Source organism: Pontibacter populi (assembly GCF_040278685.1).
GTDB classification, from domain to species: domain Bacteria; phylum Bacteroidota; class Bacteroidia; order Cytophagales; family Hymenobacteraceae; genus Pontibacter; species Pontibacter populi.
Genome location: NZ_JBEOKT010000026.1, coordinates 1 through 12,157, shown reverse-complemented (window position 1 = coordinate 12,157; position 12,157 = coordinate 1). Strand labels below are relative to the sequence as shown.

Below are 12,157 nucleotides of genomic sequence, written 5' to 3'. Positions count from 1 at the left end.
TAAAACAGCGTGTATTAAACAGGCAAACTATAGTTGCTGCTGTATAGTACTTATTTTGAAAGCGCGTTTAATTTGCGTTATTTTGAAGGTGCTAAGCGCCTGCGTGTACAATCCATGCGATGGCATGCCGGGGAATTAGCTAAACATCAGTAAATGAAGCAGTTTTTAAAAAACTTATTTGGTTCGGAAACCACAACCCTGGAGTCGTTAGGCGCCATCGGTGTGGATATGCACTCGCATATACTGCCGGGGCTTGATGATGGCGCTGATACACTGGAACGGTCGCTGGAACTGGTGCAGGCCATGCAGCAGTTGGGTTATCGCAAGCTGATCATGACGCCCCACATCATGAGCGACTTTTACCGCAACACACCGGAAGGCATCCGGGAGAAGCTGGCGCTTTTACAAAACGCCATTACCGAAGCCGGTATCGAGATGGAGCTGGGCTGTGCTGCCGAATATTACCTGGATGAAGTTTTCCTGGATAAGCTGGACAATGGCGAAGAGTTGCTGACCTTTGGCGATAAGTACCTGTTATTTGAAACCTCCTTTCTGAACGAGCCTTTAAACCTGCGCGAAGCCATATTTAAAATGCGTTCTAAAGGGTATAAGCCCGTAATGGCACACCCTGAGCGGTATTCTTATTTCTATGGTAAGTTTAACGACCTGGTAGAGTTGCGTGAACAAGGTGTGCTGCTGCAGCCAAACCTAAATTCGTTAACCGGTTATTATTCGCCGGCAGCTAAAACGGTGATAGAGAAGTTGATTGATAATGGGCAGGTAGACCTTGTCGGGTCCGATGTGCATAGTTTAAAACATATCGCGTCGCTGCAGAAAGTGCTTAGCTCCAAATATATAAGCAAGTTGCTGTCGCTGCCATTGCTTAACCCGCAACTATAGTTCCCACCTTCGTAAGCCCGACTTAGATGATATTTGTAACAGGCGGTAGTGGCCTTATAGGTAGTTTCCTGATACCGGAACTGGTAAAGCAGGGGCATCAGGTGCGCGCACTTTACCGTGGGCAGATACCAACTATAGCCGATGCTGATAAAGTAGAATGGCTGGAAGGCGACATACAGGATATTGTGCTTTTGCAGCAGGCGTTACAAGGTGTAAACTATGTTTTCCATAGTGCAGGCCTGGTCTCTTACGACCCGCAGGACAAAGAACTGCTGAAGCAGGTAAATATAGAAGGCACGGCCAATATAGTAGATGCATGCATCGAGGCCGGAGCTATAAAACTTTGCCATGTAAGCTCCATAGCAGCTATTGGCCGTCCGCCAGGTAAAGATTTGTTAACCGAGAACAGTAAGTGGGATGCAGCAGAGTATCATTCGGCGTATGCCAGCTCAAAGCATTTAGGCGAACTGGAAGTATGGCGTGGTATTTCAGAAGGATTGGATGCTGTTATAGTTAACCCATCGGTAGTACTGGGCCCGGCAGACTGGAACCGCAGCAGCACCCGGCTGTTTAAATATGTTTACAACAACAATTCTTTTTATACAGGCGGTAAAGCCAATTTTGTAGATGTCCGGGATGTAGTGGAAGCGATGTTACGGCTCACCTTCTCGGAAATATCCGGCGAAAGATTTATATTGAATTCAGAGCAGCTGGCTTACAAAGACTTTTTTGAACAGGTAGCCGGCTGTATGGGTAAAAAAGCTCCTTCACGCAGGGTAAACCCGTTATTGGCTGAGTTTGTATGGCGTGCCGAACGCCTGAGAAGCTGGCTGACAGGTGCGCGACCGCTTATTACAAAAGATACGGCGCGTGTATCAGCAAAAAGTCATTTCTTCAGCAACGCAAAGGTGCAGAAAGCCATTGGGTTGGAGTTCAGGAAGTTAGACGAAACTATAGCTTGGACCTGTTCTGAATTACTGCAGCAGCAGGCCACAAAGTAACTTTTTGGGATACCAATCAATAAACTATTTGCCGGTATAAAATGTAATGTAACAAAGGCTGCAGTTGGGCAGCCGGTTGGGATTTGAGATGAAAGATAATTTTGAAGATAACAGCGAAGAGCTGGATTTGATACAACGTTTCGAGCAGACACTCGGAAACAATGGCACTGCTTTTTTTGACATCAACGACTTTGAAACAATAATAGACCACTATACTGCTAACTTCGAATACAAGAAAGCACTGGTGGCCTGCGATGCAGCTATCGCGCAATACCCTTTTTCATCAGAATTACAGATAGATAAGGCACAGTTGCTGGCCATGGCCGGCAGTCTGGATGATGCCCTTGCTTTGATAAACGAAGTAGCCGAAGTAGAATCGGGTAACCCGGATATACACCTGACGCGTGGTATCATATATTCGCAGCGTGGCGAGTACCGCGATGCCATCGATTACTTTAAGAAAGCCCTGGCCTTTGCCGAAGATCGCGATGATATTTTCTTTAACATCGGGTTGGCATACCAAAGTTGGGGCAAGTTTGGCTCGGCTATCAAATACTATAAAAAGTGTATTGAGCTGAACGTGGAGAACGAAGCAGCCATGCAGGAGATAGTTTACTGTATGGAAGTGACCGGTAGCCTGCGCGAGCACCTGCCTTTCTTCCAGAAGTTCGTGGACGATGACCCTTACTCGTATGTAGCGTGGTTTAACCTGGGTAATGTGCTCAACAAAATGGGCTCTTACGACAAAGCTATTGCCGCTTACGATTACTCCACCATCATTAAGCCTGATTTTATTACTGCTTATAATAACATGGCCAATGCTTATGTATTTATAGGGGAATATACCAAGGCGATCGAAGCATTCAACGCTATGCTGGAACACGGCGAGCCATCAGCAGAGGTGTTCTGTAATATTGGCGAGTGCTACGAAAAGCTACAACAGTGGGACCTTTCCAGGAGATATTACCAGAAGTCAGTGGACCTGGATCCGGATATGGACGAGGCCTGGTTTGGTATCGGTGTGATACTGGATGCGCAGGGCAAGTGGTACGAGGCTGTTCACTTCTTTAAGAAGGCAGTAGAGCTTTACGATGATAGTGCTGATTACTGGGTGGCACTTGCTGCCGCGGAATATCATGTGGGCCATGTGGTATCGGCGCTGGAAAGTTATGCGCGTGCCGCTGAGATACAGCCGAACGATAAGGATATTTACCTTAACTGGTCTATCATTTTGTACGAACAGGGCAATTATGATGAGGCTACGGATATTATTTTAAATGCCATAGAACTGCAGCCAGACGAAGCAGAACTATATTATAGGGCCTGCGCCTATCTTCTTTCTGCAGGAAAATACCGCGAAGCTTACAATTATCTTGAAAATGCCTTAATTTTGGACTTCGAAAAACATAAGCTGTTATTTGAGTTCTTCCCGGAACTGGAGTCGCAGCGGGCATTAGCCAGATTAATAGATCAGTATCGCAAATAATATCAGATGAACTATACGCTGAATAACCTGCCGGAGCGCGAGCTTAAGCCACGCGAGCGGGGTTTTACCATGGCCATGGACAAAGGGCTGAGTGTGCGGGAAGTGGAAGACTTTCTGGATGTAGCCGGTGAATATGTAGATATCGTAAAGCTGGGGTGGGCCACATCATATGTGGTGCCTAATCTAGACCGAAAGCTGGATGCTTACCGTGCTGCCGGTATACCGGTTTATTTTGGAGGTACCTTGTTTGAGGCTTTTGTAGCCCGTAACCAGTTTGAAGACTACCGCCGCATTCTGGACAAGTACCAGATGACCTTTGCAGAAGTTTCGGATGGCTCGCTGGAGATGAACCACGACGAAAAGCTGCAGTACATTCAGACGCTGGCCGAGCAGGTAACTGTTTTGTCGGAAGTAGGTTCTAAAGATGCTGAAAAGATCATTCCGCCTTATAAATGGATACAGCTAATGCAGACTGAACTGGATGCCGGTGCCTGGAAAGTGATCGGTGAAGCCCGTGAAGGTGGTAACGTTGGTCTGTTCCGTTCTACAGGTGAGGTTCGTAGTGGTCTGGTTGAAGAGATCCTGACGAAGATCCCGTTTGAGAAGATATTGTGGGAAGCACCGCAAAAAGCTCAGCAGGTATGGTTTATTAAATTGCTGGGTGCTAACGTAAACCTTGGTAACATAGCTCCAAGCGAAGTTATTCCGCTGGAAACAATTCGTTTAGGTTTACGTGGTGATACCTTCCATCATTTCCTGAACATGGACGACACTGCCCTGAAAGGTTAACTATAAGAACATAAACTATAAATTGCCCGTCGGTGTACCCGAACGGGCAATTTTGTTAGAGCAAGTTTAAATTTACTCTTAAAAGCTCAGAAACAGATTTATGCAACGCAGATCACTTAAAGAATATCTCCTGCTTTTCTCGAAAGGTGTAGCCATGGGGGCTGCCGATGTGGTGCCGGGCGTATCTGGCGGAACTATAGCTTTTATTACCGGCATTTACGAAGAATTGCTTAACTCTATCCGGTCGGTGAATGGTGAGGCTGTAAAACTACTGCTCCGATTTAACATTGCTGGTTTCTGGAAACACATCAACGGTAACTTCCTGGTGGGGCTGCTATCTGGTATCGGTTTCTCTATTCTGCTGCTTTCGAGGCTGGTGTTGTACCTGCTGGAGTTTTATCCGGAACTGCTGTGGTCCTTCTTTTTTGGTCTGATCGTGGCATCTACGGTAGTGGTAGGCAAAAAGATAACGAAGTGGACACCCATGGTTGTGCTGGCTTTTATAGTTGGAGCAGCCGTTGCTTATTGGGTAACTATAGCTACGCCCACTCAAACCCCGGAATCGTATTGGTTTATTTTCCTGTCTGGGGCTATTGCCATTTGCGCTATGATCTTGCCGGGTATTTCGGGGAGTTTTATTCTGGTGCTGCTGGCCAAGTATGAATTTATTCTGAATGCCGTAAAGGACCTGAAAATAGCAACTATACTTACTTTCGGTTTGGGCTGTGTGGTGGGTATCCTGAGCTTTTCGCATGTGCTTAATTTTATGCTGAAGCGCTATCATAACTTAACAATAGCTCTGCTTACTGGTTTTATGCTGGGTTCGCTGAACAAAGTATGGCCCTGGAAACAAACGCTGGAAACATATACCGATCGTCATGGAGAAATAAAACCTCTGGTACAGGCCAATGTACTGCCAACCGATTACCTGCAACTTACAGGCGAAGAGCCTTATTTGCTGTACGGCACCCTGCTGGCTGTTTTCGGTTTTGCGCTGGTTTACTTCATTGATTATGTTACCGACGACCACACAACCACAGTATAAGGAAAGATGCGACGCTACGGCCTGATCGGTAAAAAGCTGGGACACTCTTTCTCGAAGCGCTACTTTACAGAGAAGTTTGAACGGGAGGGGATAAGCGATGCCGCATATGAACTATACGAACTGCCAACCATAGCCGAACTGCCCCAATTACTGCAACGCCAACCCAACCTGGTTGGCCTGAATGTAACCGTGCCTTACAAACAAACGGTGATTCCTTTCCTGGATGAGCTGGATGATGCCGCCGAACGCATTGGTGCCGTAAATACCATAAAAATAACAGCCGGCCTAACCAAAGGCTATAATACAGATTACATTGGTTTCAGAAATACTTTGGAGCAGTTTTACCCGGCAACGCAAAACAGCAGAGCTTTAGTGTTGGGCAGTGGTGGAGCATCCAAAGCTGTAGCTGCAGCACTCCAGGATCTGAAGATATATTATACAATTTTATCACGGCAGCCAAAACAGGGTCAGCTAACTTACGCCGACCTTACACCTGAACTTCTGCAGCAATATCTACTTATCATCAACACAACACCACTGGGCATGTATCCGGATGCTGAAAATTACCCGGAATTGCCCTACGAAGCCCTTTCTGCCCAGCATTACCTGTACGACCTGGTGTATAACCCGGAGCAGACACAGTTCCTGGAGAAAGGTAAAGCAGCAGGCGCACAAACTATAAATGGTCTCCCGATGCTATTTGGACAGGCTGAAGCCGCCTGGCACATCTGGCAAAACGCCTGAAACGAAATGCAATTTATTTTTCTGGAAAATAGTTGGCAAATGCTGTAACATAAGCTGTGCCGGTTCACGTAAAAGCCTGAAAACGAGAGCCACTTTAACCGCCACCCTTATGACTACGCAGCTAACCACCCTGAAGCAGAAAACAAACGCTTTAAACGCAGAGATCTACGCTTTATACTTATCGTACCGCGATGCGCGTGTGAAGTGGTATGTGCGTTTACTGTTAGCTGTTGCCATTGGCTACGCTATCAGCCCGATAGACCTGGTGCCTGACCTGGTACCTGTGTTTGGTTTCCTGGATGATGTGGTGGCTGTGACGCTTGGTATTGGGTTCTCTTATCATTTACTTACTAAAAGTGTTTTAGACCATGCACGCATAGAGGCTTATGACACCCTGAGCGGTGCAACTGCCGGTGCTACAATAGCTTACCGTATCATTGGGTATGTGTGGATGCTGTTTGCGACTATAGTTGCCGTGCTGGTTTATAAATTGCTTTTTCTTGGAGTTGCCTAACAGTTTTGCTATAGTTATAGATTCAGGAGCGTACCTCAAACGGGGTACGCTCTTTTTTTACACTAAATTCTGAGCACTTTCTACTTCTTTGTATAGCACTACTTTCACTGCAATTTCTTACATTTACCACTTGTAAGTATACTGATAGCTTTATACTTAGGTAAAACCGAATATCCTGTAAGAAATATTTACCCGGCCTTGCAACCATAGCGATACTTTTAGGCTCATGTGAGTGAGGGCCGTAATCAGGTCAGCAGTTGAAACTTTTAAGCAGTAACAAGTCAGAGGAGGAGAAACTCATTGAGGGTTGCATAGCCGGCAAACGGGACATGCAGCGGCTCCTGTACGACCTGTATGCCAAAAAGATGATGATGGTCTGCCTGCGCTACGCTCCCACAACATTTGAGGCTGAAGACATTGTGCAGGAAGGGTTTGTAAAGGTGTTTTCGAATATCCAGAATTTTAAAAGGGATTGCCCGCTGGAATACTGGATCCGGAAGATCATCGTAAATACGGCCCTGAAACATTTGCGGCAAAAATCGCTGCTTACCGTATCGCACGAATCAGAGGAAGTGGAGAACCTAAGCTCCGGCGACTATAACCTAAACGATTATAGTATGGATGAACTACTAAGTATTATCCAGAGCCTGGCGCCAAGGTACCGTATGGTATTCAACCTCTATGCTATAGAGGGGTACAACCACAAAGAGATCGGCGAGATGCTGGATATCTCGGAAGGTACCTCTAAATCTCAGTATTCAAGAGCAAGAGCTATACTGCAAAGTATACTGGCGCAACAGGATAAACCATACAAGGAGCATGTCATCAACAGATAAAAAAGATTACGGGGAACTGGAGCAGAGCATGTGGCAACGCTTCCAGGATGCGGAAGCAACGCCGGGTCCGGAAGTCTGGTCGCGTATAGATCATGCCCTTGCCATGCAGGAGAATGCGAAGTACAAAAAGCGCGTGTTGTTTTACAGACAACTGTCGGCAGCATGCTTTATACTTTTCTTGCTTGCCGGATCTGCGTTGGTGCTGCACTTTAAACAAGATCAGGAGGCTGCATTACTTGCCACTACCACGCAGCAGCAAAACAAAACTATAGCCGAGCCAACAGAAACAGGTAATGCAACTATAGCTGACAACAGCGCTTCATCATCAACATCTCCTAAACCAGGTAACTATAGTTTACTAGAGCCAGCTGCGAACAATAGCTTGCCAGGATATGAAACTCAGGAAACACCAACTATAGCCCAGGCCCAAACTCAGAACTATAGCCGTGATCTCAATGAAACCAACGCAGCTCCGCGGTCTGAAAGATCATATGCCATAGCTCAGAGCAACTATAACGCTGAAAATAACACGTCAGCAACTATAAAAGCCGGAACAACTGAAACTACAGGACTTGTAGCAGCAACTATAGTTAATGAAAATAAAACTGAGACTGAAACGCAGGAAAGAAGTTATATGCCGGCCGGCCAGGCTATTGCCAACGTACCGGCAGACTATACAAGCCCAGCAACTATAAACCCTTTGTTGCGCAGAAATGCCGTGCTCGGAACTACTACTCCGGAAAGCAAATCAGATGACCCGGAAGCCCCGCATACACAAACCGGGCTGGCGCTTGCGCTAAACAAAACAGAGGAGAGCGATAAAAAAGAGGCCGCCGTTACTGCCAGCCGCTGGAATGTAGGAATGGGTTATGGTTCTACTTATTTTACGCAGAACATCAACATTCCGGGCTATACAGTAACCCCCCAGCAGATATTGAAAGTGCCTTCGTTTGGTCCTCCGGAGCCGCCGAAGCCCTCTATGTCTGTGGAGTCGGAAGAGAATATGCGCGATGCACGCATCGAGTTTAAGGAAAATACGCAGGCGGCCATGTCGTTTAACGTGGATGCCAAAGCTGGTTTCAGGATCGGGAAGCGGTTGAAAATGCTGACCGGGCTAGGCTATAGTCAGAATTCCAGCAAAACCAGATCGAGCTATATTGTAGAGCAGTTCCTGTTCAATCCGCGTACAAATGAGCGCTCCAAGCTTAAACCGACCACGGTTTTCCTGCCATCTCTTGATACTTTTACGACCGACTCTGTAAGCGTTGTAAAAACTAAACAGCCATTTGATGTAGACTATAGTTACCAGATGCTTTCTGTGCCATTAGGCATGCAGGTAGAAGGTAATTTAGGCCAGAAATGGTATTGGTACGCAACAGGCAGCATGGCTGTGAATTTCCTGATGCAGACAACTATAAAATCATCTGTCCCTGAAATAGAAAGCGTTACCTACAGTGCCACCGATGATTCTCCTTTCCGTAAGGTTCAGTTTTCGGGCAATTTGGGCATGGGTGTAGGCAAGCGCATCTCTAATGCTGTAACAGTGTCTGTAGGCCCTGAGTATCGCAGCTTCTTTAACTCCATGCTAACCGACGACAAAGCGGTAGCCACCCAGGGCAGGCCCTATACCCTCGGCTTAAATATGGGTGTAAACTATATCCTTGGCCACGACGGCAAATAATTCATGTTTTTTTTAGAAGCGGTGCAACCATCTGCATCTATTCAGAATCATGATAGTGAAAGGAGGCCAGCAGCAACTATAGCCGTCTGTTCTAACCAAACCTATACACTACATAAAACTATGAAGAAAATGCGCCTAACCCCTGCAGTCCTTCAGGATACTGCAGCTATAGTGAAAGCAAATTTATCCGGTTGGTATATACTGTTGGCCCTCCTTCTTTTTTCAATCTTTATGTCGGGCTGCGATAATAAGGAAGAAGAGTTAGAAACTATGGGTGGCTGCTTTCCGGTACAGGACTGTATTTTTGAAGCAACTGCAGTGAAGGTAACATGTGGCTACGGTGCTTTTGAAGATACCTGGCTACAGGTAAACGACACCACTTACATACAGCCATGGGTAAATGCCACTGCGGTACAGCACCTTATGGTAGGCCAGAAATACAGGTTCGGGTATATGGAAGTGCAGAAAGATGGCCGGTACAATGATCTTTACATCTGCCAGGCTGCGCTACCTAAAGCTAAGATCGTAAAGCTTACCTGTCTGCAACAGGTTGTTAACTCTGGTATCTGATATTTGTAGTTGTACCAGGGCTATGAAAATATACAGTTGCGGGGCTGCTTTAGTCCTTCTGCTGGCTGTGCTGAGTGCAAGCTGCCAGACCGACGATGAGTTAATGCTTAACCTTTCAGCAGACCAGACGCGAAATGCTTTGATGGGAAAATGGAAGGTAGAAAAAATAGATTACAGGCTTTGCCGCAACAGTAACTGCAACACAACTTACTATACCGGTAAAGCCAACGATTACTTTGAATTCAGGAGCGACAGCGCTTTTCTGATGCAGGATGCAGCAAGCAGCATCAACAACTATAGTGCTTTTAAAGCTGAATATACATTGCCGGGGGCTTTTATACTTTCCCAGCAATTCTGGTCAGCTAAATATATAGTAAATGAGTGTAAGGCTGATAAGCTGGTATTGATCTGCACCTATACCGGCAACGACCCTTACGCCAGGTTTACCGATACCTATTACCTGTACCGATAAGTAACAATAGACGCAACCCGTTAGTACAACTTAAAACATGAAGAACACATTACGCATTGTTTTCCTTTACCTTTTTTTAGCCACCCTTACTGTAAGTTGCCAGGAAGATGCCCCGGCTCCGGCATGTCTCAAAGTCGAAGTGATCGGGGAGGATTGTGAAACAGGCTGGTATATCCTGAAAATAGAAAGCAGTGAAGAAAGCGGGCAGCGCAACAACTACCTGGGCCAACTGCAGAATGGCTATGTAACTACTGATAACCTGCCGGCAGAATACAAGCAACCAGGGCGCAAAATAAATGCGGCCCTCGAGTTAAACGGGGCATACGGACCAAGATGCGTAGCTATAAACGTTATGTACCCTTCTGTAAAAGTAACCCGCGTATGCCAGACATTCAGCATACAAGACTAAGTATAAACTATACTTAACAAGCAGGTTACATATTGATTTGAATTATTAAAACTGACTGACTTGGAAATGCCTGTTGCTCTGCGGCAGGCTTTTTTTTGTGCTTGTGATTTTATACTTAAACTTACCTGAATATGTTTGCAAAAGCTAAACTTACGTACAGTTTCAGATGTTATACTTTATCGTTAATTTCGTAAAACCGACGAATGGATTTTAAGCTAACATCAGAGTTTCAGCCGACCGGCGACCAGCCCAAGGCCATTGCAAAACTCACAGAAGGAGTAAATAACGGAGAACCTGTACAGGTTTTGCTTGGTGCCACTGGTACCGGTAAAACGTTTACCATGGCTAACGTTATCAAAAATACAGGCAAGCCAACCCTGGTGCTTTGCCACAACAAAACACTGGCCGCCCAGCTATACGGCGAGTTCAAGCAGTTCTTCCCGGATAACGCTGTCGAATATTTTATATCTTACTACGACTACTACCAGCCTGAAGCATACATTGCTTCATCCGATGTGTTTATTGAGAAAGACCTTCAAATAAACGAGGAGATCGAGAAACTACGTTTGCATACAACGTCTGCACTGCTATCTGGTCGTCGGGATGTGATCGTGGTGGCATCTGTGTCGTGTATCTATGGTATTGGTAATCCGGAGGAGTTTGGTAAGAATGTACTGCATTTAGCACCGGGGCAGCGTTACAGCCGGAATAACCTGCTTTATACCTTTGTTCAGATACTTTACAGTCGCACCGAAGCTGAGTTCACACGTGGAACATTCCGTGTAAAAGGCGATACGGTTGATATTTTCCCGGCTTACGCTGACTTTGCTTACCGTTTTTATTTTTTTGGAGATGAGCTGGAGCAGATACACCGCATCGACCCTGCAAGTGGTAAAAAGCTGGCCGACGAAAAAGCCATCACACTTTACCCGGCAAATCTTTTCGTAACTGGTAAAGACACACTACAGCAGGCCATTTCCGAAATCCAGTACGATATGGTAGCGCAGCACGATTATTTCCTTAAAGAAGACCGGCCGGTAGAAGCCAAGCGCATAAAAGAGCGAACCGAATTTGACCTGGAGATGATCCGTGAACTGGGCTACTGTTCCGGAATCGAGAACTATTCCCGCTACTTCGACCGTCGTTCGCCAGGGGCACGCCCGTTCTGTCTGCTGGATTATTTTCCGGATGATTTCCTGATGGTGATAGATGAGAGCCACGTAACTGTGCCACAGGTACGCGCTATGTGGGGTGGTGACCGTTCCCGGAAAGTAGCGCTGGTAGAGTATGGTTTCCGGTTACCGGCTGCCATGGACAACCGCCCGCTTACGTTCAATGAGTTCGAAAGTATGATGAAACAGGTGGTGTTTGTAAGTGCAACGCCCGGCGACTATGAGATCCAGAAATCGGAGGGTGTTATAGTTGAACAGATCATCCGCCCAACCGGCTTGTTGGATCCTGTTATTGAAGTTCGCCCAAGCACTAACCAGGTAGATGATTTGCTGGATGAAATAGATGAGCGTGTAAAAGAAGGAGCCCGCGTACTGGTAACTACGCTTACCAAACGTATGTCGGAAGAGCTGGCCAAGTACCTCGAAAGACTGAACATAAAAGTAAAATACCTGCACTCCGAAGTAAAAACCCTGGACCGTGTGGAGATCTTACGTGAGTTGCGCTTAGGAATAATTGATGTACTGATCGGGGTAAACC

13 protein-coding genes are annotated in these 12,157 nt (G+C 46.2%); all 13 read left to right on the top strand.

The annotated features are described in order from the left end of the window. Window positions 1–153 precede the first annotated feature (153 nt). Window positions 154–900 carry a tyrosine-protein phosphatase gene (locus ABS362_RS18425; protein WP_350414391.1) on the top strand — a complete coding sequence of 249 codons (747 nt, stop codon included), beginning with the start codon at window positions 154–156 and terminating at the stop codon, window positions 898–900. Window positions 901–926: 26 nt separating this feature from the next. Then, window positions 927–1,901 carry an NAD-dependent epimerase/dehydratase family protein gene (locus tag ABS362_RS18420; RefSeq protein WP_350414389.1) on the top strand — a complete coding sequence of 325 codons (975 nt, stop codon included), beginning with the start codon at window positions 927–929 and terminating at the stop codon, window positions 1,899–1,901. A gap of 88 nt (window positions 1,902–1,989) precedes the next feature. Further along, entirely contained in the window at window positions 1,990–3,387 is a 1,398-nt protein-coding gene (locus ABS362_RS18415) for a tetratricopeptide repeat protein (RefSeq protein WP_350414387.1), read from the top strand. Between the two features lie 6 nt (window positions 3,388–3,393). Continuing rightward, on the top strand, window positions 3,394–4,176 hold the full coding sequence (locus ABS362_RS18410) for a phosphosulfolactate synthase (RefSeq protein WP_350414386.1): 783 nt from the start codon (window positions 3,394–3,396) through the stop codon (window positions 4,174–4,176). Between the two features lie 100 nt (window positions 4,177–4,276). Next, a complete protein-coding gene (locus ABS362_RS18405; RefSeq protein WP_350414384.1) occupies window positions 4,277–5,221 on the top strand; it encodes a polyprenyl-phosphate transporter in 945 nt (314 codons plus the stop codon). Window positions 5,222–5,227: 6 nt separating this feature from the next. Beyond that, on the top strand, window positions 5,228–5,965 hold the full coding sequence (locus ABS362_RS18400; protein WP_350414383.1) for a shikimate dehydrogenase family protein: 738 nt from the start codon (window positions 5,228–5,230) through the stop codon (window positions 5,963–5,965). A gap of 109 nt (window positions 5,966–6,074) precedes the next feature. Further along, on the top strand, window positions 6,075–6,479 hold the full coding sequence (locus ABS362_RS18395) for a YkvA family protein (RefSeq protein WP_350414382.1): 405 nt from the start codon (window positions 6,075–6,077) through the stop codon (window positions 6,477–6,479). Window positions 6,480–6,808: 329 nt separating this feature from the next. Beyond that, complete coding sequence (locus ABS362_RS18390) at window positions 6,809–7,315, top strand: RNA polymerase sigma factor (RefSeq protein WP_350414381.1); 507 nt, start codon at window positions 6,809–6,811, stop codon at window positions 7,313–7,315. Then, a complete protein-coding gene (locus ABS362_RS18385) occupies window positions 7,299–8,996 on the top strand; it encodes a hypothetical protein (protein ID WP_350414379.1) in 1,698 nt (565 codons plus the stop codon). Before ABS362_RS18390 ends, ABS362_RS18385 begins: the two co-directional genes overlap by 17 nt. Window positions 8,997–9,116: 120 nt before the next feature. Then, window positions 9,117–9,566 carry a hypothetical protein gene (locus ABS362_RS18380; protein WP_350414378.1) on the top strand — a complete coding sequence of 150 codons (450 nt, stop codon included), beginning with the start codon at window positions 9,117–9,119 and terminating at the stop codon, window positions 9,564–9,566. Between the two features lie 22 nt (window positions 9,567–9,588). Beyond that, complete coding sequence (locus ABS362_RS18375; RefSeq protein ID WP_350414377.1) at window positions 9,589–10,038, top strand: hypothetical protein; 450 nt, start codon at window positions 9,589–9,591, stop codon at window positions 10,036–10,038. Between the two features lie 37 nt (window positions 10,039–10,075). Beyond that, window positions 10,076–10,447: a hypothetical protein gene (locus ABS362_RS18370; RefSeq protein WP_350414375.1), complete on the top strand. Its 372-nt coding sequence runs from the start codon at window positions 10,076–10,078 to the stop codon at window positions 10,445–10,447. A gap of 203 nt (window positions 10,448–10,650) precedes the next feature. Beyond that, window positions 10,651–12,157 (top strand): excinuclease ABC subunit UvrB (gene uvrB / locus ABS362_RS18365; RefSeq protein ID WP_350414373.1); only part of this gene is annotated, 1,507 nt, incomplete at its 3' end.